At 44.0% G+C, this 22,423-nt stretch carries 22 protein-coding genes; 18 read left to right on the top strand and 4 right to left on the bottom strand.

Annotated features, from left to right (window positions below):
* Positions 1 to 39 precede the first annotated feature (39 nt).
* Together SPEA_RS16375 and SPEA_RS16370 are read right to left on the bottom strand one after the other, a co-directional pair.
* The gene (locus SPEA_RS16375) at positions 40 to 624 is read right to left on the bottom strand and encodes a peptidylprolyl isomerase (protein ID WP_041411588.1); all 585 of its coding nucleotides are present in this window, start codon (positions 622 to 624) and stop codon (positions 40 to 42) included.
* A 124-nt stretch (positions 625 to 748) separates the two neighbouring features.
* On the bottom strand, positions 749 to 1,315 hold the full coding sequence (locus SPEA_RS16370; protein WP_041411045.1) for a YajG family lipoprotein: 567 nt from the start codon (positions 1,313 to 1,315) through the stop codon (positions 749 to 751).
* A 277-nt stretch (positions 1,316 to 1,592) separates the two neighbouring features.
* Between SPEA_RS16370 and SPEA_RS16365 the strand changes: the two genes are divergently transcribed.
* A complete protein-coding gene (locus SPEA_RS16365) occupies positions 1,593 to 2,657 on the top strand; it encodes a DUF2804 domain-containing protein (protein ID WP_012156327.1) in 1,065 nt (354 codons plus the stop codon).
* A gap of 107 nt (positions 2,658 to 2,764) precedes the next feature.
* Positions 2,765 to 3,712 (top strand): sterol desaturase family protein, encoded by a 948-nt coding sequence (locus SPEA_RS16360; RefSeq protein ID WP_012156326.1) that lies wholly within the window; start codon positions 2,765 to 2,767, stop codon positions 3,710 to 3,712.
* A 97-nt stretch (positions 3,713 to 3,809) separates the two neighbouring features.
* On the opposite strand, the gene SPEA_RS16355 is transcribed toward SPEA_RS16360, so the two are convergent.
* Positions 3,810 to 5,051: a methyltransferase gene (locus SPEA_RS16355; protein WP_041411585.1), complete on the bottom strand. Its 1,242-nt coding sequence runs from the start codon at positions 5,049 to 5,051 to the stop codon at positions 3,810 to 3,812.
* A 198-nt stretch (positions 5,052 to 5,249) separates the two neighbouring features.
* On the opposite strand from SPEA_RS16355, the gene SPEA_RS16350 reads away from it, so the two are divergent.
* The 15 genes from SPEA_RS16350 to dinB all read left to right on the top strand — a co-directional run bounded on the left by SPEA_RS16350 (position 5,250) and on the right by dinB (position 18,088).
* On the top strand, positions 5,250 to 5,957 hold the full coding sequence (locus tag SPEA_RS16350; RefSeq protein ID WP_012156324.1) for an alpha-ketoglutarate-dependent dioxygenase AlkB family protein: 708 nt from the start codon (positions 5,250 to 5,252) through the stop codon (positions 5,955 to 5,957).
* Positions 5,958 to 6,078: 121 nt separating this feature from the next.
* Complete coding sequence (locus SPEA_RS16345; RefSeq protein ID WP_012156323.1) at positions 6,079 to 6,378, top strand: BolA family protein; 300 nt, start codon at positions 6,079 to 6,081, stop codon at positions 6,376 to 6,378.
* A gap of 312 nt (positions 6,379 to 6,690) precedes the next feature.
* Positions 6,691 to 7,200, top strand: a complete 510-nt coding sequence (luxS, locus tag SPEA_RS16340; protein WP_012156322.1) for an S-ribosylhomocysteine lyase — start codon at positions 6,691 to 6,693, stop codon at positions 7,198 to 7,200.
* 643 nt (positions 7,201 to 7,843) lie between these two features.
* Positions 7,844 to 9,178: a Na(+)-translocating NADH-quinone reductase subunit A gene (locus SPEA_RS16335; protein WP_012156321.1), complete on the top strand. Its 1,335-nt coding sequence runs from the start codon at positions 7,844 to 7,846 to the stop codon at positions 9,176 to 9,178.
* Positions 9,178 to 10,377, top strand: a complete 1,200-nt coding sequence (locus SPEA_RS16330) for an NADH:ubiquinone reductase (Na(+)-transporting) subunit B (RefSeq protein ID WP_012156320.1) — start codon at positions 9,178 to 9,180, stop codon at positions 10,375 to 10,377. The genes SPEA_RS16335 and SPEA_RS16330 overlap by 1 nt, the downstream gene beginning before the upstream one ends.
* Positions 10,370 to 11,164, top strand: coding sequence for a Na(+)-translocating NADH-quinone reductase subunit C (locus tag SPEA_RS16325; protein WP_012156319.1), 795 nt, complete (start codon positions 10,370 to 10,372; stop codon positions 11,162 to 11,164). The genes SPEA_RS16330 and SPEA_RS16325 overlap by 8 nt, the downstream gene beginning before the upstream one ends.
* Positions 11,164 to 11,796, top strand: a complete 633-nt coding sequence (locus SPEA_RS16320) for an NADH:ubiquinone reductase (Na(+)-transporting) subunit D (RefSeq protein ID WP_012156318.1) — start codon at positions 11,164 to 11,166, stop codon at positions 11,794 to 11,796. Before SPEA_RS16325 ends, SPEA_RS16320 begins: the two co-directional genes overlap by 1 nt.
* A gap of 5 nt (positions 11,797 to 11,801) precedes the next feature.
* Positions 11,802 to 12,410, top strand: a complete 609-nt coding sequence (gene nqrE / locus SPEA_RS16315) for an NADH:ubiquinone reductase (Na(+)-transporting) subunit E (RefSeq protein WP_012156317.1) — start codon at positions 11,802 to 11,804, stop codon at positions 12,408 to 12,410.
* A gap of 47 nt (positions 12,411 to 12,457) precedes the next feature.
* A complete protein-coding gene (gene nqrF / locus SPEA_RS16310; protein WP_012156316.1) occupies positions 12,458 to 13,705 on the top strand; it encodes an NADH:ubiquinone reductase (Na(+)-transporting) subunit F in 1,248 nt (415 codons plus the stop codon).
* 29 nt (positions 13,706 to 13,734) lie between these two features.
* Complete coding sequence (locus SPEA_RS16305) at positions 13,735 to 14,751, top strand: FAD:protein FMN transferase (RefSeq protein WP_012156315.1); 1,017 nt, start codon at positions 13,735 to 13,737, stop codon at positions 14,749 to 14,751.
* Positions 14,752 to 14,763: 12 nt separating this feature from the next.
* On the top strand, positions 14,764 to 14,985 hold the full coding sequence (gene nqrM / locus SPEA_RS16300; protein ID WP_012156314.1) for a (Na+)-NQR maturation NqrM: 222 nt from the start codon (positions 14,764 to 14,766) through the stop codon (positions 14,983 to 14,985).
* A gap of 334 nt (positions 14,986 to 15,319) precedes the next feature.
* Positions 15,320 to 15,787 carry a bacterioferritin gene (gene bfr / locus SPEA_RS16295; RefSeq protein WP_012156313.1) on the top strand — a complete coding sequence of 156 codons (468 nt, stop codon included), beginning with the start codon at positions 15,320 to 15,322 and terminating at the stop codon, positions 15,785 to 15,787.
* Positions 15,788 to 15,799: 12 nt separating this feature from the next.
* Positions 15,800 to 16,267 (top strand): bacterioferritin, encoded by a 468-nt coding sequence (bfr, locus tag SPEA_RS16290; protein WP_012156312.1) that lies wholly within the window; start codon positions 15,800 to 15,802, stop codon positions 16,265 to 16,267.
* A 270-nt stretch (positions 16,268 to 16,537) separates the two neighbouring features.
* Positions 16,538 to 16,756 carry a hypothetical protein gene (locus tag SPEA_RS16285; RefSeq protein ID WP_041411043.1) on the top strand — a complete coding sequence of 73 codons (219 nt, stop codon included), beginning with the start codon at positions 16,538 to 16,540 and terminating at the stop codon, positions 16,754 to 16,756.
* 255 nt (positions 16,757 to 17,011) lie between these two features.
* Positions 17,012 to 18,088, top strand: a complete 1,077-nt coding sequence (gene dinB / locus SPEA_RS16280) for a DNA polymerase IV (protein WP_012156310.1) — start codon at positions 17,012 to 17,014, stop codon at positions 18,086 to 18,088.
* A gap of 100 nt (positions 18,089 to 18,188) precedes the next feature.
* Here the strand turns inward: dinB and SPEA_RS16275 are convergent, their stop codons facing one another.
* On the bottom strand, positions 18,189 to 19,649 hold the full coding sequence (locus tag SPEA_RS16275; RefSeq protein WP_012156309.1) for an aminoacyl-histidine dipeptidase: 1,461 nt from the start codon (positions 19,647 to 19,649) through the stop codon (positions 18,189 to 18,191).
* A gap of 232 nt (positions 19,650 to 19,881) precedes the next feature.
* On the opposite strand from SPEA_RS16275, the gene SPEA_RS16270 reads away from it, so the two are divergent.
* Positions 19,882 to 21,420 (top strand): M17 family metallopeptidase, encoded by a 1,539-nt coding sequence (locus SPEA_RS16270; RefSeq protein WP_012156308.1) that lies wholly within the window; start codon positions 19,882 to 19,884, stop codon positions 21,418 to 21,420.
* The last annotated feature ends 1,003 nt before the right edge of the window (positions 21,421 to 22,423 follow it).

The raw sequence follows: 22,423 nt of genomic DNA, 5'->3' as shown, positions 1-22,423 counted from the left end.
AAAATAATTCAAGATTTAGATTGGCTAAATAGATAAGGCTTAATTTCGAGGTAGCAAGGTCGCCTTTTTAAGAACAATATCTTGCACTGGAAAGTCAGGCCACTCTACTTGGCTATTGAAATCAGTAGGCACTAACGATATGGCTTGCAATACTTCCATGCCTGAGGTTACCTCACCAAAAACCGTATAGCCCCAGCGGCGCGAAGAGGGATCTAACTTCTCATTATCGACTACATTAAAGTAGAACTGGCTGGTGGCGGTATGTGGCTCGGCTTCTCGAGCCATGGCAATGGTGCCAGTTAGGTTAGAGAGGCCGTTTCCCGATTCATTGACGATAGGTTTATCGGTCGGTCGCTCTTCTTTGTTTAAGTCTAAACCGCCACCTTGCACCACGAAATCGCTAATCACACGGTGAAATAGTGTGTTGTCATAGTGACCTTTTACAACATAGGTTAGAAAGTTATCAACTGTGATCGGCGAGCGAGTTCTATCTAACTCCACCACTATCTTGCCCATGCTGGTGTCTAGCTCAACGAGAGGGTAAAGCGTGTTGGGCTGAATATCTACGGCATAGCTGAGCTGGCTCGTTGTTAACAGGACCAGTGACGCGAGCGTCTTGGCTATCTTAGTTGTTTTTTTTGCTAAATTTTTCGTTAAACTTTTTGTTAAATAAGTTATCCAAGTTTTCCAAGTTTTCATAATGTTCCTTTTAATAGCATTTTGAATGCTGAAAACCTAACCTTAATCTTTACTGCTGAATGAATTGATTCAGCTCTGGGTCGTTAATGATGTCGCGGGTTAGCTCACCGAGTAGCTTGTTCATTTCAAGCTCTAGTGTAGCAAAATCGGCGCTAAACGGACCCTTTAATAGTCCCTTGGCGCGATAGCGTTTTGTGAGCTCTTGCTTGGCGTTTTTAGCAATAACATTGATGATAATCTGACTATTGGCTTCGAAGCCAAATGTGCCTTCGTCGACATCGGTTAATAGCTGCTCTAGCTGGAACTGCATGTGATTTACCGAGCTTGGATCGATGCGATATCCCGCCTGAGTAAAGCCATCCCTAAATACTTGGTCCATTTGAACGCGAGGCGCTTCAGTTGGGCTGACAAGGCGTGCTGCTTTATCGCCGTCATTAAAGCGTACGATAAAGTTTGCTGAGCGGGTATCAATCGTTTCTAGGGCAACAGGAAGTTCTACTTCTGTTTGCTGAATAATTGATGGCACTTCAGGGTTTAATGCAATATGAGATGGACCTTGGCTAGCGCAGCCTACCATTGATACCGCGGCTGCAACGACTAAAAGTAAAGATTTCATTATTATATTAATTAGCAAAAAATTGAGATGCCTCAGCATACCAGAACCCTAACTGTATTCCAGAGTTGATAGTTAGTTTTTGTCGGACTTTTCTCGATTAAAGCCTACTTGCATAGGGTTCATATCTTTATCGTGTTGGTCGAACCTAGCATAGAATTAGTTTGAAGATGTCTTGTGGTATTTACAGTTTGATAACAAAAGTTCTCTGGGCAGCTTTTAACCTGAGTCAGTTCAAGTTAGAGTAAAAGGTCGAATCAGTATCAGGAACTCAAGGTTTATGACCGAGAATAATCTGCCATGGCTCCCCAATATGCTCACCAGTTCAGCCGCTCCCCAAAGCTTAATAGATGAGTATGGTTGTGCTGTTTACGGACATTTCGATGGCCCCGTATCTAACTTGGCTGTAGAGCAGTTCAAATACTTTAATGAGATGGACAAGCCGGCCTCAAGCTGGGCTAAGCATTTTGACTATAAGCAGTTCCAGTTTGTTAGCATCGTCACTCCCCATTACATTATTGGTGTAGCACTTGCGGATATTCGTTACGTGGGCAGTGCTTTCTGTTATCTCTATGATATTAAAGCTAACCAGCTAATAGAAACGAGCTGGCTTAAGCCATTAGGCTTGGGCTATCAGATGTCAGATTCACCCATGCAGGGAAAGGCTAAGATAAAAGGTGGCCAGGGCCAAGTTGAGTTCGATATCGAACAAGGACTGTGGCGTGTCAGGCTCAATACCTTAGGCATTGAGGCTGAATTAAGTTTACAACCAGAAGTGCTCAGCCTACCTATGGCGATGTGTAACCCAACGGGGTATAGCGGCTGGACATATACCCAAAAACATAATGCCCTAAAAGTGACGGGGAGCTTAGTCATCAATCATGAACCACAACCATTACAAAGAGTCACAGCTGGCTACGATTTTAGTGCAGGCTATATGCGCAGAGAAACCAGTTGGCGCTGGGCGAGTATTAATAGTCTAACGGAGCATGGCAGCTTAGGGCTTAATCTAGCTGCTGGTGTAAATGAGACGGGCTGTCATGAGAATGTGTTTTGGCATAACGGCGAAAGACATCTTCTTGGCCCGGTGCATTTCGAGTTTACTCGTCACAGAGATAAAACGAAATCGGCAGCAAGCTGGCGAGTCTACAGTGCTAATGGCCAAGTGGAACTCACTTTTACACCTAAAAGTTGTCGCCAAGAGAAACTAAACCTTTGGCTATTAAAGAGTAATTTCAGGCAGTATTTAGGGCGTTTTGATGGTTGTATCATTGATAATTTTGGTAATAAACATCAACTCGATAATGTTTTTGGGCTGACGGAAGATCACTTTGCTCGTTGGTAGTCTCGTTTGATGGCTAGAGTCATAAACCAAAATAAAAAACGATTAAAGCGGTGAAAAGTGGCGAGACATATAAGTCGAGGCCCCCAAGGATAAAAAGGATATATAAGATGGATTTTAATTCACTGATAGCACACCCCGAAGTGCTACTACTGGTACTCGCGCCGATTTTTTTCGTCTGCATCTTACTCGAGTGGTATATGGGCGATAGGCAAAACCGTTTACCCCTCAATGCTCGTTATCGCTTGCCTGAGGTGTTGTGTAACTTCGGTTTAGCGGCAATGCATCAATTGACCGATATTGTTACTGGACTGCTTATTGCTAAGTTATACCTGATGTTCTTCGGTTGGCGTCTTTTCGATATAGAGATGAATGCTGCGACATTTATTGTGCTAATGGTTGCGCAAGATTTCTGTTACTACTGGTTCCACCGAGCGAGTCACCGTATTCGCTGGATGTGGGCTGCTCATGTGGCTCATCATAGTTCTGAGAATATGAACTTTAGTACTGCTTTTAGGCAAAGCTTAATGTACCCAATGGCTGGGATGTGGATATTCTGGTTGCCGTTAGTCATAGTCGGTTTTGACCCTAATTGGGTGGTGTTTGTGGTACTGCTGAACTTAGGGCTACAGTTTTTTGTCCATACACAGGCGGTTAAATCTTTAGGTATATTGGAGTGGGTTATTAATACCCCGTCTCATCATCGAGTTCATCATGGCCGCAATCCACAATATATCGATAAGAATTATGCTGGTATTTTGATTATTTGGGATCGAATGTTCGGCACGTACGAGAAAGAAGTTGAGACCGTAGAGTATGGGATCACTAAACCAATCAATAGCTTTAACCCGCTGGTGGTAACCTTTTCCGAGTGGCGAGATATGTTTAAAGAAGCGATTTCTGCCAACTTAAGCCCTAAGCAAAGGTTTCGAGTGTTATTTGATCCACCGGCAAGCGCGACAGCGCAGGTGGGAGAGCAAAACTCTACTGTGCAAGATGTTGAAGAAAAGCATGAAAAGCATGAAAAGCATGAAAAGCAGGTAGCTGAGATTAAGTAGCGACTATTTAATGAATCAAAAACAAAACGGTGAGCCTAGGCTCACCGTTTTTGCTTAACCGCTTATATTTAACCGCTTATGTCTATTTAGCGAGCGGTTAGGCTTTTGGCTTACCGTATAATGCACTTTGCGGATGTGGCGTCTCAGTGTCAAAAGCTTGCTCCACCTCAGCCTCTTGTGCCTTTTTACTGATTTTTTGTGCCTGTAAAATAACAAACTTACCGTTCGATGCAACCGTGGTGCAGTTCTTAAAGATCCGCTGCAGTTTGACGTGATAGGCCAAGTGACGATTACCCACAACATGCAATATTCCGCCATTTTTTAAGCGTCTAAAGGCATCTAAAAACATCTGCCAAGCAATATGATCGGTAATAGCCTCACCTTGGTGGAACGGAGGATTACACAGTACAAGATCTGGGCGGAAGCCTTCACTCATATTGGTTAAACAGTCATCCCAGCCAAACGTTGCTTGTTCACCAACCAATGCAGGGTTATCCAGTTTGTTGAGTGCCCAGTTTTCTCTAGCCGATGCGACAGCCATCTCAGAGTCATCGATAAAGTGAATATAAGCTTCTGGAAAGACTTGCTTCGCGTGCAAGCCTAAGATGCCGTTACCGCAGCCCAAGTCGACAATCGACTTGTAGTCACCTTTTGGCATGTTATCGAGCATTATGCGTGCACCAATATCGAGCTTGTTGGCGGCAAATACGTTACTGAGATTACTGATCTGCAATTTAAACTCAGGTACAGACCAAGTGGTTGCTTTAGGTAACGCACGAGCCTTACCATCTGCGATACAGGTGATGACTCGAGTTTTCTTCCATGTCAGGCTGGCACTAGCAGGGCCTAAATTCTTTTCGATAGTTTCCAGTAGCGACTTATTAATTGATTTTGCTTTCGCGCCAATTAAAACTTGTGTACCTGCTGGTAGCACATGAGAAAGCCTATTTAGCTGGTGGCTAAAGTAGTTTAGGTTTTTAGGCAGCTTCATCAAAACCAACTCAATTACCTGAGGCAGCTCATCACGGCTATTCACCCAAGTTATCGACTCTTGCGATAGCTGGTTACGGGTTAGGTTTTGGCTTGTGCCCAACTGGCTGGTCTTGGCATCCGTTTCTAATGTCAGTGGCCAGCTAGGGTTAATTGATAATAAGCCTGCAGTTAATGCACCGAAACCATCGTTCACAACCGCCGTACTAATGCTGGTTTGTTCTGTATCGATTAAGTGCTTTATAAGGTGCTCATCGGCGGCGTCCCACGCCTGCAGGTTAGACTCTTGTCTGCTAGGGTAACGGAAGAGTTCGAGTTCAATACCCGATACTGAAAACTGTGTCGTCATATGCCAATAAGTACCAAATAAATTAGGGCGCATATTATCGCAGATTTCTTATAGCAGGTATATGATGAGAGTGATGATATGTTTGAGCCGTCTTAGGTATTGTTTTTTGGAGCCTAGTTTAGGTATGAGTTATTAATGATTAGGCATTAGGTTTAGCGGAACAGTATGAGGCTAGGAGATGAATCAAGAGGCTAAGATATGAAGCAAGAGGATTTTGATGAGCTGGCTCCAGTAAAAACGGGTCAATCTGTAGGGGAGGGCAATGCTAAAGCTGACTCTAGGTTTGAGCTTAAGCCCCCATCTAATATCCCTATGGAGCAAGACAAACCGCCCTTTACCTTAATTAAAGCCTATCTTAATCTGCAGCAGCAACAAGCATTATTCAATGAGTCGGCGAATTACCCATTCACTCGACCAGAGGTGTTGTTATACGGCAAAAGTCATCCCATTCCCCGTAACCAAGTGTGGTTTGCCGATCAAGGCTGTGACTACCGCTATTCCGGTTTACTTGTTCAGGCATTAGCTTGGCCCAAGTACGCGTCTAAACTGAGGCAAAAGCTCGCCAGAGATTTCGGGCTAAATAGTAATGGTGTCTTGGTCAATCGGTATGCCGACGGACATGAGTCCATGGGCTGGCACAGTGATGATGAACCAGAGATTGAGCCTGCTAGCGATATCGCGTCGCTGACGCTTGGAGCGACGCGAGACTTTTTTATCCGTCATAAGCAATCTCAGCAAAAAATTTGTTTACAGCTACAAAGTGGTGATTTGCTTATTATGCATTGGCCGATGCAAAAGGATTGGGAGCATTCTTTGCCGAAACGTCTTAAGGAGAAAGATGTTCGGATCAATTACACCTATAGGCGCTTAATTGTTGGGTTTCACCTGCCTGAGGTGGCTAAATAAGGCGGAGGATAAGCAATGCCTTGTATAACACTCTTTAGTCGATGTCTGTCACGAGTTGATCTTTCAAACTTATCGCAGTAATCTGCCGCAGTCGCATTTATGCATTATTGAGAACATCGTTATGTCAGTTGAACAGATCATTACCGAAAAACTCACCGCAGCACTGTCGCCTTCTCACCTTGAAGTGATAAACGAAAGCCATAATCACCACGTGCCGCCAAACTCTGAAACTCATTTTAAAGTGATTATCACCAGTAGCGAGTTTGAAGGTCAGCGTCTTATTGGTCGTCACCGCGCAGTCAATGAGGCATTGGCTGAAGAGTTTGCTAATGGCTTACATGCGCTTTCTATGCATACTTACACTCCAGAAGAATGGGTGACAGAGACTGACGTACCGGTTTCGCCAAAATGTAAGGGTTAAATGTGTAAACACATTCCTGGACGGGACTGCTCAGCTAATCTCAGGACGGAACAATAGTGTTAATTAAAGCCACGGTAATATTGCTGTGGCTTTTTTGTTTCCGTCATTGGCTAAAAGTGCGATTAAATAATTTAAGTGGTCGTAGGGCGGTAGATGAAAGATGCAATTATGAAAAAAGATTGTGTTGCTTCTGTTGACTACTCAGCGGCGCTGGGTAAGTATCACCTAACCTCAGAGGATGCTTATAGTCGATTTAGGCAGTAATTAAACCTACGTTGATTAGCCACTTAACGCGAGTTTGGAGAAGTTGATATGCCGTTATTAGATAGTTTCACCGTTGACCACACACGAATGAATGCGCCAGCGGTTCGTGTTGCTAAATCCATGGCAACGCCTAAAGGCGACACCATAACGGTATTTGATCTGCGATTTTGCGTGCCTAATAAAGAGATCTTAAGCGAACGCGGCATTCATACCTTAGAGCATCTATTTGCTGGCTTTATGCGTGATCACTTAAATAGCGACAGCGTGGAGATCATCGATATTTCCCCAATGGGCTGTCGTACTGGTTTTTATATGAGTTTAATCGGTACGCCCTCAGAGTCGGTAGTCGCAGACGCTTGGCTTGCCGCTATGCAAGATGTACTTAACGTTGTCGCCCAAGCTGATATTCCTGAACTCAATGAATATCAATGTGGCACTTATGAGATGCATTCTCTGGAGCAGGCGCAAGAGATTGCCCGTAATATTATTGCTGCAGGGATCAATGTTAACCGTAATGATGATTTAAGTTTAAGTGACGAGATTTTGAAAGGGCTTTAGTCCGTCAGCTGTTAATCTCGTTTTAAGGCCGCTTTAGCGGCTTTTTTATTAGTATTTAATTCCTGTTTTGCTTATTTAAGTAGATTTTTGCCCCTAAAAAGCCATTTCCACAATGTTAAGCTAAAAGCTATTTATGATGCGGGTAGCATTTGTTAAATAGTTGCTTGAATATATTTTGTTTTAAATTTAGCCATTTGAGGCGAAAAAATGTCGATGTGTCCGCATTTTCTGCCATTAATAACCATTGTGATGCTAAGCACTCCAGTTTAATTAAGCAGCACTCGGAAAAACTGTAAATTTTATTTTTATTCACTATCAAATCCATTCTCATCTGTCTCAAAAGTTAATTAACTTATTTAAATGTATGAGGAATGTGGTCTGTGGCTATATTAATGGATTCTTAATCAGCGCAGACATTTAGCTTGTTTGTTCGTAAAACGTTTGTAACCTTTTAAATCAGTCACATTTTTCATGGCGAGCTTGTGATATTTGGGGTAAAATGCGCGCGACCAGCGTGATTCTGATCGCATTTGGGCGATAAATCTGCGCTAGCTCAACACGAATTAGAGGTTTGTTAAAAAACTTGTGTGTTTAGCAGGAACGCGGCGCATTGTCTTTCCTTCATAACGTAGTGCTTGTGGATATGATTACAATAAAGAAAGGATTGGACCTGCCTATAACAGGTGGGCCAGAGCAAGTTATCCATGATGGTAAAGCCATCAAACATGTGGCTATTTTGGGTGAAGAGTATATTGGCTTACGTCCTACCATGAAAATTAAGGTAGGGGATAAAGTTAAAAAAGGTCAGGTTCTTTTTGAAGATAAAAAGAACCCTGGCGTGATATATACTGCTTTAGCCAGTGGCACAATTTCTGAAGTTAACCGGGGCGCTCAACGTGTTCTGCAGTCTGTTGTTATTGAAGTGGAAGGAGATGAAAGCATCTCTTTTGCTAAATATGACGCCACTGCTATCGATACGTTAGAGACTCAGCAAGTGCGCGACAACCTGATCCAATCGGGCTTGTGGACGGCTTTGCGTACGCGCCCTTTCAGTAAAGTACCCAGCGTTGATTCAACCGCTGCAGGTATTTTCGTCACAGCTATTGATACGCAACCGTTAGCAGCAGACCCAAGGGTCGTGATTGCAGAGCATAAAGCTGACTTTGAAAACGGCCTAAAGGTTCTTTCAAAGTTAACAGAAGGTAAGGTTTACCTTTGTAAAGCACCTGGCGCTGATATTCCAAGCGCTAATGCTCAGGTTGAAGAGTTTGCCGGTTTGCATCCAGCAGGATTACCAGGCACTCACATTCATAACCTATTGCCTGCATCTGCAACTAGAACCGTATGGCATATAAGCTACCAAGACGTTATTGCTATAGGCCAGTTATTTACAACTGGTGAACTTAACACTCAGCGTGTTGTTGCGATTGGTGGTCCTAAGGCCGTTAAACCTCGCTTAGTTCGAACTATTGCTGGTGCAGCTATGGCACAGTTGACTGAAAACGAAGTCGCAGAAGGTGATGTTCGTATTATCTCTGGCTCTGTTTTAAGCGGTCGCAAGGCTACAGGTCCTCACGCATATCTTGGTCGCTACCATAACCAAGTGAGTTTGCTGGAAGAAGGCACAGAGAAAGAGTTTATTGGCTGGGCTATGCCTGGTGCTGATAAGTTCTCTATTACCCGTGCATTCCTCGGACACCTTTCATCTTCTCGCCTGTTTAACATGACAACGAGCACTGGTGGCTCAGACCGTGCAATGGTACCTATCGGTAACTATGAGCGTGTTATGCCACTCGATATTCTTCCTACAATGCTACTTCGTGACCTAGTATCTGGCGACTATGACGGCGCTGCGACATTAGGTGCATTGGAATTAGATGAAGAAGATTTGGCACTGTGTACTTTCGTATGTCCTGGTAAATATGACTATGCATCATATCTACGTGACTGCTTAGATACGATCCTGAGGGAAGGCTAATGGGCTTAAAACAGTTTTTCGAAAATATTGAACCGCAATTTGAAAAAGGCGGTAAATATGAGAAGTTTTATGCGCTTTTTGAAGCAGCATACACAGTCTTCTATACCCCAGGTCTAGTCAACAAAGGGCGTACCCACGTCCGTGACAATCTAGACCTCAAGCGTATGATGATTATGGTTTGGGCGTGTGCATTCCCTGCAATGTTTGTGGGTATGTACAACGTAGGTCTTCAGGCGCAAGAAGCGTTAGTTGCAGGTTTCGCAGCACCAGATACGTGGCAGGTAGCCCTGTTCGGTATGTTCGGTACTGAACTCACAGCAAATTCAGGCGTAGCCGGATTGATGTGGTACGGCGCTTGTTGGTTCTTACCTATATATGCGGTGACGTTCGCAGTCGGCGGCATATGGGAAGTGCTATTTGCATCGGTACGCGGTCATGAAGTTAACGAAGGCTTCTTTGTTACCTCAATCCTTTTCGCATTAACCCTACCTGCAACGATTCCACTTTGGATGGTTGCTTTAGGTATTACCTTCGGTGTGGTTGTAGCGAAAGAGATCTTCGGTGGTACAGGGCGTAACTTCTTAAACCCTGCGCTTGCTGGCCGTGCATTCCTATTCTTCGCTTACCCGCTGAACATGTCTGGTGACACTTCTTGGGTTGTCGCTGACGGCTTCTCAGGTGCAACAGCACTGAGCCAAGCGGCGCAAGGCACATTAGAGTACGGTCTAACGGCAGACTGGTGGGATGCCTTCTTCGGCTTCATTCCAGGTTCTGTTGGTGAAGTATCGACACTTGCTATCTTGATTGGTGGCGCCGTTATCATCTACACGCGTATCGCTTCATGGCGAATCGTTGGTGGTGTGATGATCGGTATGATTGCCGTTTCTTACCTACTTAACTTTATTGGTAGTGACACTAATCCAATGTTTGCGATGCCTTGGTATTGGCACTTAGTACTAGGTGGCTTTGCGTTCGGTATGATGTTTATGGCGACAGACCCGGTATCGGCGTCTTTCACCAATAATGCGAAATGGGCTTACGGTATCTTAATTGGTGCAATGGCGATATTTATTCGTGTTATCAACCCTGCTTTCCCAGAAGGCATGATGTTGGCCATCTTGTTCGCTAACCTATTTGCTCCATTATTTGACCATTTCGTGGTTCAGTCGAATATCAAGCGGAGGATTGCTCGTGGCTAGTAATAAAGATTCGTTCGGAAGAACATTATTTGTTGTTGTTGGCTTGTGTTTCATCTGCTCTATGTTCGTTTCGACGGCAGCAGTATTGTTGAAACCGATTCAGCAGGAAAACAAGCTTCTCGATAAGCAAAAGTACATTCTTGAAGCTGCAGGCCTTATTAACCCTCGTGAAGGCAAAGTAGAAAAAGCCGAAGTTTTAGCACTGTATGATAAGTATGTTGAAGCTAAGCTAGTTGACCTGAAAACGGGTGACTTTGTTGAAGGTGATGCAGATACTTTTGATGCTGAAAAGGCTGCGCGTACTCCAGCGACTTCGTTTGTTCCACAAAATGATATCGCGTCAGTTAAGCGTGTCGCAAATGATGCTGTTGTTTACCTTGTTCGTGATGATAACAAGCAGCTACAAACAGTGATTATTCCAGTTAAAGGCTACGGCTTGTGGTCAACTATGTTTGCTTTCTTAGCGGTTGAACCAGACTTGAATACGATCCGTAGTTTGGTTTATTACAGCTTTACTGGTTCTGGTGAAACACCTGGTCTAGGTGGTGAAGTTCAAAACCCACAGTGGATAGCTAAATGGAATGGTAAGAAGCTATATAACGACAAGGGTGAGTTGGCGATTAGCGTAACTAAAAACCCTGCTGTAGCTGCTTCTCCATACGGTGTTGATGCATTATCAGGTGCAACGCTTACCGGTAATGGTGTGCAAAACTCACTTGATTTCTGGTTAGGTGAAGAAGGTTTTGCTCGCTTTATCGAAAAGGCTCGCAATGGAGGGCTTAGCTAATGGCTGATGCTAAAGAACTTAAACAGGTTCTAATCGGACCTATTGTCAGCAACAACCCAATTGCTTTGCAAATTCTGGGTGTATGTAGTGCTTTGGCTGTAACCAGTAAGATGGAAACGGCATTGGTAATGACGATTGCACTTACTGCGGTATGTGCGCTATCGAATCTATTTATTTCATTGATTCGTAATCACATTCCAAGCAGCGTACGTATTATCGTACAGATGACGATTATTGCGTCATTGGTAATCGTGGTTGACCAAGTACTGCAAGCTTACGCTTACGATGTTGCTAAGCAATTATCGGTATTTGTTGGTTTGATTATTACTAACTGTATCGTAATGGGCCGTGCGGAGGCTTATGCGATGAAGACACCTCCAATGATGAGTTTCATGGACGGTATTGGTAATGGTCTAGGCTACGGTGCAATCTTGTTGTCAGTTGGCTTCGTACGTGAATTGTTTGGTAATGGTTCATTATTCGGCATTGAAATCTTAAGCAAGATTTCAGACGGTGGCTGGTATCAGCCTAACGGCCTATTGCTTCTGCCTCCGAGCGCGTTCTTCCTGATTGGTGCATTGATCTGGATTATTCGTGTGATGAAGCCAGAGCAAGTTGAAGCGAAAGGATAAGCATAATGGAACATTATATTAGTCTATTAATTCGTTCTGTTTTCATTGAAAACATGGCGCTATCCTTTTTCCTTGGTATGTGTACTTTTCTTGCGGTATCTAAGAAAGTAAAAACAGCCATGGGGTTAGGTGTTGCAGTTATCGTAGTACTGGCTATTTCAGTACCAGTTAACCAAATTATCTATCAAGGTATCCTCGCTCCTGGCGCATTAGCTTGGGCAGGCGTTCCAGATGCTGACTTGAGCTTCTTGAAGTTCATCACCTTCATCGGTGTGATTGCAGCTTTGGTTCAAATCCTTGAGATGGCATTGGATAAGTATTTTCCACCGCTTTATAACGCGTTGGGGATCTTCCTACCGCTAATCACCGTAAACTGCGCAATTTTTGGTGCGGTATCTTTCATGGTTGAGCGTGATTACAACCTAGGTGAAAGCTTGGTGTTTGGTATAGGTTCTGGTATCGGCTGGGCATTAGCACTTGTATTGCTTGCTGGTATCCGTGAAAAGTTAAAATATGCTGATGTTCCTGATGGGCTTCGCGGCTTAGGTATTACCTTCGTTACCGCTGGTTTGATGGCTCTAGGTTTCATGTCGTTCTCAGGTGTGTCTCTGTAAAGAGGCACCATAACGACGTCTTAATTTGAACCTTTAAGGATAAGTTAATGGGTATTCTTGAATCTACTCCAATCGATGTATATCTCGGTGTGAGTATGTTTACCGCGATTGTATTGGTTTTGGTTTTGGTGATTTTATTCGCTAAATCTAAGCTAGTTGCAAGCGGCGATGTCACTATTGGCATCAACGATGACGCGAGTAAAGCAATTAAAACTGCAGCTGGTGGTAAGCTACTAGGTGCATTAGCAGAGAGCGGTATTTTCGTATCGTCTGCATGTGGTGGTGGTGGTACTTGTGGTCAGTGTAAAGTGCACGTTAAATCAGGTGGTGGCGATATTCTACCAACTGAAATGGACCATATCAGCAAAGGTGAAGCTCGTGGCGGTTGTCGTTTATCTTGTCAGGTAAACGTTAAAACTGACATGGAGATTGAGCTTGAAGAAGAGATCTTTGGTGTTAAGAAGTGGGAATGTACTGTTATCTCTAACGATAGCAAAGCAACCTTCATCAAAGAGCTTAAGCTGCAAATTCCTGATGGTGACTCTGTACCTTTCCGTGCGGGTGGTTACATTCAGATTGAAGCGCCTGCGCACCACGTTAAGTATGCAGATTATGATATTCCTGCAGAATACCGTGGCGACTGGGAACACTTCGGTTTCTTCAACTTAGAATCAACCGTTGAAGACGAAACAATCCGTGCATACTCTATGGCGAACTATCCTCTCGAGGAAGGTATCATCATGTTGAACGTACGTATTGCATCGCCGCCGCCACGTAACCTATCTCTGCCTTGTGGTAAAATGTCATCGTACATCTTTAGCCTAAAAGCGGGTGATAAGGTGACCATTTCTGGTCCATTTGGTGAGTTCTTCGCTAAAGAAACCGATGCAGAAATGGTATTCATCGGTGGTGGTGCAGGTATGGCGCCAATGCGATCGCATATCTTCGACCAGCTTAAGCGTCTTCACTCGAAGCGTAAGATGAGCTTCTGGTACGGTGCGCGTTCTAGCCGTGAAATGTTCTATGTTGAAGATTTTGATGGCTTAGCGGCAGATAATGACAACTTCAAATGGCATGTTGCACTGTCTGATCCACAGCCTGAAGACAACTGGGATGGATACACTGGCTTTATTCATAACGTATTGTATGAGAACTACTTACGTGACCATGAAGCACCAGAAGATTGTGAGTACTACATGTGTGGCCCACCAATGATGAACGCGGCTGTTATTAGCATGCTTAAAGATCTTGGTGTCGAAGATGAAAACATCCTGTTGGATGACTTCGGTGGCTAACCCTTCTCTTATTGGAGATCTAGGTCAATATGTTTAAGACCTTAGTAAACTGGCTGGCCCTTATCGGGTTAGCCTTTTTTATTTCAGCTTGTACTAAACAAGCTGAAGTGATTTCACTGTCTGGCAACACTATGGGCACGACTTACCATATTAAGGTCGTTCCTAATGACAGAATGCCAGATGTTCAGTTACTGCAAGCAGAGATCGATTTAGCCTTAGAGAATGTTAACGATCAGATGTCGACTTATCGTCCTAACTCTGAGTTATCTAAGTTTAACCAGATGACTCGCCACGATAAGGTTGAAGTGTCGGCGGACACTGCCAAGGTAATTGCTGAAGGATTAGCATTATATAAAACCACTGATGGTGCCTTAGATATTACTCTGGGGCCGTTAGTCAATTTATGGGGCTTTGGCCCGGATAAACGACCGACTCAAATTCCATCTCAACAAGCTATCGATGCCGCTATGGATCGCACAGGTATTGAAGCGATAGAGGTCGATGGTAATAGGATCAGTAAACAAAACCCTGATATTTATGTCGACTTGTCTTCTATTGCAAAAGGCTTCGGTGTTGATAAAATAGCCGCCTTATTAGATAAGTATCAGCCGACGGGCTATTTAGTTGAGATAGGTGGCGAGATCAGCCTACGTGGCACTAAAGCCGATGGCACTCTATGGCGTATTGCGATTGAGCAACCTGGCGATGCTGGTGGGGCAATCCAACAAGTCATCTCACCCAAGAATATGGCGATGGCAACATCCGGTGATTATCGTAACTATTACGAGGAAGACGGAAAACGTTTTTCACACCTGATCGACCCACGCACAGGCTACCCGATACACCATAGGTTAGCGTCGGTAACAGTACTGCATCAAGAATCTATGATTGCAGATGGCTACGCGACTGCTATGATGGTGCTAGGTACCCAAGCGTCACTAGAACTTGCTAAACGTGAGCATCTAGCGATAATGCTTATTGAAAAGCAAGATGATGGCTTTAAAGTTTTCTATAGTGAAGCTTTCAAACCTTTCGTTACTCAGTAGTTGGAGTCGAATATGAGCACATTTATTGCGGCTTTTGTCGTGTTATTAGGTTTCTTTTTCTTAATGTCGATAGGCTATTTAGTCAAACGACAAGCCGTTGCTGGAAGCTGTGGTGGTCTCGGTGCACTCGGGATCGAGAAAGCCTGTGACTGTGATGACCCTTGCGATAAGCGTAAAGCCAGAATGGCTGAACAAGAACGTCGTGAGAAATTAGAGCAGAATCGCATTATTTAATTCTGCATAGCTTACGGCAATTAAGGCTCCTTTTTAGGAGCCTTTTTTATATCATTTTTCACTAAAGCGGCTAGTTGTTACAGCCTGCACTCATATATACCGCCTATATTTTTTTAAAGAACAATAACGGTTCAAATTCGTCTATATGCTAATAGCCTAGTTTAACTAGATAAAAGCACGCCTGCTTCCGCATTACGCTTAAGTAAGAATTGAAGCGCTAATGAGAATGGTTATCTTTACTAACATTTTGAAATATAAAGTATATTTGTAAGTGGTTGCTTTTTGTTCTAAGTTATAAATATTGATATAGATCAATTTAACTAAGGATGAACAGATGAAAGGACAACCTAAGGTCATTAGTCAGCTTAACAAGGTGCTGACCAGCGAGCTTACCGCTATCAATCAATACTTTCTTCATGCGCGCATGTATAAGAATTGGGGCTTAGGTGAGCTCGATGAAAAGGCCTATAAGAAATCGATTCAAGATATGAAGCATGCCGATAAGTTAATTGAGCGGGTGTTGTTCCTTGAAGGGCTGCCAAATCTACAACAGTTAGACAAAATTCGAATCGGTGAACATAGCCAAGAGATACTTGAGTGCGACAAAGTCATGCTTGAAGAGGAGCTGGTATTACTGCGAGAGGTTATCGCCCTGTGTGAGTTAGAGGCTGATTATGTTAGTCGAGATATTTTAGAAGATTTGCTAGAAGATGAAGAAGAACATTTAGATTGGCTTGAGGCGCAGTTAGAGCTTATCTCATTAATGGGTATTCAAAACTATTTGCAGTCAAAAATGAGCTAGTTGGAGAAGATCATGAAAGGTAACCAAGAAGTCATCGACACGCTCAATAAGTTGCTCACTGGTGAGCTATCGGCAATGGATCAGTATTTTGTTCATGGCTTAATGTATGAAGACTGGGGATTGAATGAACTTCATGAGCGTATTTCCCACGAGAGTGATGATGAACGTGAACATGCAAAAAAGTTGGTGCAAAGAATCCTTTTTTTAGAGGGCACGCCTGACGTCGCGAGTCGAGAGCCGCTAAACATTGGTAAAGATACCGAGCAGATGCTTAAGAATGATTTAGCCTACGAGTATCAAGTTGCCGATAACTTACGTAGTGCAATTGCATTGTGTGAGGTCAAAAGTGACTACGAAAGCCGTGAGATCTTAGAAGTGTTGCTCGAAGAAACAGAGTCCGATCATATGTATTGGCTCGAGAAGCAACTCGGGTTGATTGATAAGGTAGGCCTACCAAACTACCTTCAGAGTAAGATGTAAGCGATAAAAACATGATTTAAAAGAGCCGTTCTGTAGCGGCTCTTTTTTTTACGATTTTTTCTCTGCCCCTTAACTGATAGCAAGGATTATTGTTTAACTGCCTGATACAGCCTGGATTCAGCTCCACGGAGTTATTCTAGCGTTAGACTATGCGGTTATTGGTTTTGATCTTGCGCTTTCGCGAGTAAAGCCTACGGATAAAGCCAGAGCACAGACAGAGTGTAGCATCAGTCGCATAGCCATATTATCTTGACTGCATGGGGGCGGGCGATGTTGATTTCATCTCATACCAATAAGACTCAACTAGATGCTGATAATCAGCTTCAGCTTGATTACTTGCTATGGGTTATTGAGCGCCTTGAAACACCGACTGCCGACGAGCAAACATCGGCTAATACAAGCCTAGTACCTCCTCCTAGTATCAGATCAAATGCGGTTTTATCTACAGAAGAGCTGAGTATGTTGGCTCAGTTATACCAGTCGTACTAAACATGTGACCAGTTCAGGGCCTATTTAGGCTTTTCACTTTTAAGTGGTTGGTATTATTTAAATAGAGAGAATACGCTAAAGCATATCCTATGCTTCCTTGATTAGTCGGCGAGATACTAATACCAGCCGCTTAGCCTAACAGTCAGGTTATAGCTTATTTTTTACTCTCGGTTTTCTGGTATGGCATTGAGTAAGTATGGTTTATATTGAATACTGTTTTTATATACAGTAATATTCTTTTCGGAGGATATTGGCTTGCAAAAAATTATTCATGTCGACATGGATTGCTTCTACGCCGCAGTAGAAATGCGTGACTTTCCCGAATTAAGAGGAAAACCTATAGCTGTGGGTGGGCGCAGCGATCGCCGTGGAGTGATAAGCACCTGTAACTACGAGGCGCGTCAGTTTGGCGTACGCTCAGCCATGGCATCAGGATACGCTCTTAAGTTATGTCCCGATTTGATTCTGGTTCCAGGGAGGATGCAGGTCTATAAAGAGGTGTCGAGCCAGATCCGAGCTGTATTTGAGCGCTATACCTACTTAATAGAGCCGTTATCGCTAGATGAGGCGTACCTCGATGTAACAGATAGTCCCCATTGTAAGGGCTCAGCAACCTTAATTGCCGAGGCTATTCGCGCCGACATCTTGGCCGAAACGGGTCTAACCGCATCTGCAGGAATCGCACCGGTTAAATTTCTAGCCAAGATAGCCTCAGATTTAAATAAACCCAATGGACAATATGTGATCCGCCCAGACATGATTAATGAGTTTGTTAAAACACTACCGCTGATAAAAATTCCAGGTGTTGGTAAGGTTACCGCTAAAAAATTAGCCGATTTAGGCTTGCATACTTGCAGTGATGTACAGGCGTACCCCCCTGCGCAGTTGATTGAACGTTTTGGCAAATTTGGAACTGTGCTGATAGAGCGTTCCAAAGGAGTCGATAAGCGGGGTATTTCCCCTAATAGAGAGAGAAAGTCAGTTGGGGTTGAAACCACCTTAGCCAAAGATATTCACACGCTGGAACAATGCCGAGCGGTAATGCCCCAGCTTATTCAAGAGCTAGGTGCACGAGTGAGTCGCAGTGCCAAGGACAGGACTATCCACAAGCAGGTGGTTAAAATTAAGTTTGAGGATTTTAAACAGACAACGATTGAACATCGCAGTGATGATATCTCGGTAAACTTGTTTTATCAGTTACTCGAACAAGCGATGGAGAGACAGCATGAGCGCGGCATTCGTCTCTTGGGGGTATCTGTTGGCCTTGCTTCTAATAGTTCGACAACAGATGATAGCGATGTGGATAGTTCGCAGTTGGATTTAGGCTTTTAGGTGTATAGCCAGAAATGGCTCGTTAGAAAAAACAAAGGCCACTTACTGCTAATTAATAGCTAAGTGGCCTTTTAGGTTTTACTTTGAAGTTAAGAGAGTATTAGCCTTTAACTGGTGTACGCTCTAGTACCGCTAATAACAGCTTCCAGTATTGGCCGACTGTGGTGATGTTAACTTTTTCATCAGGGCTGTGTGGGTAACGAATAGTCGGACCAATAGACACCATATCCATCTCTGGGTATGGCTTCTTAAATAGACCACATTCAAGACCAGCGTGGATCACCATGATAGTAGGCTCTTTATCGTAAATCGCCTCGTAGGTTTCACGCACACTTGCCATTACTGGTGAGCTATTGTCCGGCTTCCAGCCAGGATAAGCACCGCTGAATTCAACATTTGCACCAGCAAGATTAGCAAGCGAGGTCAATACGCCTTCAACTTCACTGCGACCAGAGTCGATCAGTGAACGGATAAGGCAAAGTATTTGCACGCCGTTATCATCGGTGCTAATTACACCCACGTTAAGCGAAGTCTCAGTCACGCCTTCGACTTCATCACTCATGCGAATGACGCCGTTAGGGCAAGCATTTAGCAGGTCAATTAAGATCTGCTGTGAATCTTCGCTCATCACTTGCTTTTCAGCTGGAATTTCAGCCAATGTTAACACCGTATCTGGATCGGCAATCGCTAGCTCTTCACGCACTAGAGCCTGAAACTCAGCAATACGCGTCTGTAACAGTGTTAAGTTCTCTGGCGGTAGCATAAAGTTGATTTCGGCTTCACGCGGGATGGCGTTACGCAGTGAACCACCAACAAATTGAGTTAACTCAATCGCTAGTTCGTCGCCATGCTCAACCAGGAAGCGAGCTAATAGTTTATTAGCGTTACCACGACCCAAGTGAATGTTAACGCCTGAGTGACCACCTTTAAGCCCAGAGAGCGACAGTTTATAACTGGCGTTTGTTGGCTCAGGAGATTGCCAAACCATAGGTACGCTTAACTGCGCATCAACGCCGCCAGCACAACCCATGTAGATCTCACCTTCCTGCTCTGAGTCGGTGTTGATCAGGATTTCAGCATCAAGCATACCGGCCTCTAGGCCAAATGCACCAGTCATACCGGCTTCTTCATCAATGGTAAGTAGCACTTCTAGTGGCCCATGAGGAATATCATCGGCACCTAAAATGGCAAGCGCAGACGCCATACCAATACCGTTATCAGCACCTAATGTGGTGCCTTTGGCTTTAACCCAGTCACCGTCGACATAAGCTTCAATTGGGTCTTTTTCAAAATCATGGACTTTATCAGCGTTCTTCTGCGGCACCATATCGATATGGGCTTGAAGTACGACAATCTTACGGTCTTCCATACCCGCAGTTGCCGGTTTTTTGATGATCAGGTTCCCGACCTTGTCTTCAACGACACAGAGTTGTTTATCTTTAGCCCAAGCCTGAATATGAGCACTCAAAGCTTGCTCGTGTTTAGATGGATGCGGAATGGCACAGATCTGTTCGAACCATTGCCAAAGTGCTTGTGGTTGTAACTGACTAAGAGTGGTCACTTAAAAATCCCCTATTCGAGTAATATCTATAGCGCGCGGCTGCCACTGAGGCAGAAATTGCAGACAGTCTAGCATAGTCTTACTGCGCCGCGGAGTCGTTAGACGACGTGTTAATCTAAGCTTGTCAGCCAAAGTTTCCACAATACTTTTCATACTCGGTAAAGTCATTGGTAATCTCACCACAATGGGGGAATAATGCGCAGATAAAATTATAAATTAAGAAGGAAAGGTTATGGGGTCAGTTAAGTTTGTTGATGAAATAGATCAAGGTGCCATTTTTGAAGGAAACGGCTGGGATGCGCTGGTGGTGGTCACAGCCGATCTTGAATCACTGCAATTCGATGAGATTGTAATGTTAGCAAGTCATGGTCAAAAGATAGATAAGCGGGTTGGTCAATCTCCTACGCTATTATTTGCTCCCGGAATGGCTGGTGGACGCCTGATTATAGCACCGGTAAAAAAGACGGATGATGACTATCAAGATGTTCGCGTCTTTGCTGACGCAGCAAGACAAGGTATCAAGCTGGCTAAAGAGGCTGGCGCCAAGCGTCCTTTACTCATAGTCAATAACTTAGCTGAGCAACGTTATCAAAATGCAGCTCAAGTAGCAGCACTGGCGTGTGGCCAAGAGCTTTGGCAGGCATTGGAGCTTAGAGAGGCGGGCGGTGGTGATGAGCCGTTAGAAGCCATTGGCCTGCTAAGCGACAAAAAGAGCGCATTGGCACTTACTGCCATCGAAGCTGGTAGAGTACTGGCCCGTGATCTTTGTGGCACCGAGCCAGAGCGTATGTCTGCTCCAGCCTTTGCCGACTACTGCTTGGATGCGCTGCAAGACTCAGATCTTACAATCAGCGTGGTCGAAGACCGAGACATTCTCGAGCGAGATTACCCACTATTAAGTGCGGTCGGCCGCTCATCATTCGCAGTATTGAGGCATCAACCTAGGGTGGTCAAGCTTGAATATGTAGGCGAGGGTGAAATCGAGCGCACCTATATGTTTGCAGGTAAAGGTGTGGTCTATGACACAGGTGGCGCTGACCTTAAAATTGCAGGCGGTATGGCGGGGATGAGCCGAGATAAAGGCGGCGCAGCGGCGGTTGCAGGACTAATGAAGACCATCAGTATGTTAAAGCCTAAGGGCATTCGCATTGTCGCCGAGCTAGGTTTAGTCAGGAACAGTATCGGTAGCGAAGCCTTTGTTACCGACGAGATCATCACAAGTCATGCGGGTAAGCGGGTGCGTATTGGTAATACTGATGCAGAAGGTCGTTTAGTATTGGCAGATCTGCTTTCTCATTTACGTATAAAGGCTATCAACGCGGTTAAGCCACAGATGTTCTCGGTAGCGACACTAACAGGGCACGTGGTGCGTTGCTTTGGAGGATATACCGCAGTAGTTGAAAACAGCGTGGCTAAGCAGGAAAATGTTGCCTCAGTGATGCAAGAGCAAGCATCGCTTTGGGGCGAGCCGATAGAGGTGAGTCAATTACGCCGAGATGATTTTAGCAAAATCGTCGATCCATCTGCGGCAGCCGATATGTTGTCATCTAATAATGCGCCATCATCTGTTACCGCTCGGGGGCATCAGTACCCAGCAGCATTTTTGATTGAAGCATCGGGTCTTAGCGCCCATGGCTTAAATGCCGACAAGCCGATTGCTTATACCCATATCGATATCGCCGGTAGTGCAACCGAAGGACACCCTCAATACGGTACGCCAACGGCAACACCTTTAGTCGGCTTGTTTCATTACATTACAGCGCCTAAGTGAGTAATGTAATAATGTGATTTAGACGGAGCTGTCTGCATACCCAATAAAACCAGCGCCTTAGCGCTGGTTTTTGTTTGTATCATCGAATCTAATCAACTAGAAACTCCGTGGAGTATAAAGGCTTTTGCTAATAAATCTTGTAATAAAATAACGAAAAAGTGTCTATTTTGGCTTTTTTAATAAAAAAGCTTGTAATAAAACTACAATTCTCTATAATTGCTTTCGTCGGGTAAGCAATGGTGCTTCGCGACACTTAGTCTATCCAGGATGGATAATTCTCCAAGGAATCGAGCGACAAGTTGACTCTACAAGCCAGCGATCGGCTTTTATGAAAGTAGAGTATATGGAATTCAACTTTGTTTGGAGTAATCAATATGTATTTTAGTCACACTATTTATTCGCAGAGCTTTTGGTTAAACACAGAAATTTTGCGCGGCGGTTTATACGCCATGACTTTCAAGGGCTAACCCTCCTTTTTAGTTAACCAGTTTCCATCAACCTTTATTGTATCTTTTTAGATACTTGTAGACCAAGTCGTAGATAGCCCGAGTTAGTATACTTCCGCTGTTTGCCATTGATTACCGCTGGCGCGTTAACCAATTTCCGTTAGGAACACTTGAAATGTCTTGCCCACTCATTGAGTGGGCTTTTTTTTATCTAAATTTTATCGATGAGAGAGATTATATTCATCAGCATAGCAGCCGATCTTGTCAGGGCACTTTGGCAAGCCAATTTTTGGATGCTGGTGCCCAGTTGATGGCGAGACACTTGTTCACTTGGTAGGTCATTTTCGTTAGTTATCGGTCTTTATCTGTAGTTTTTTTGAACAGGCGTAGTGTCTACTTGTGATTTATCTAGTTAATCTGGCTGATTTTGCGATTCAGATCACTTTGGTTTGTTGTTAAATTACGTTATGCGCACTATTTGAGTATTTTTTAACACTGACTCTTGTAATAAAATTACAGGTGGCTATAATTACTTTCGTTGGTTAGGCAAAGGCCTT

It is taken from the genome of Shewanella pealeana ATCC 700345 (assembly GCF_000018285.1).
GTDB lineage: Bacteria > Pseudomonadota > Gammaproteobacteria > Enterobacterales > Shewanellaceae > Shewanella > Shewanella pealeana.
This window is presented reverse-complemented; position numbering and strand designations above follow the sequence as displayed.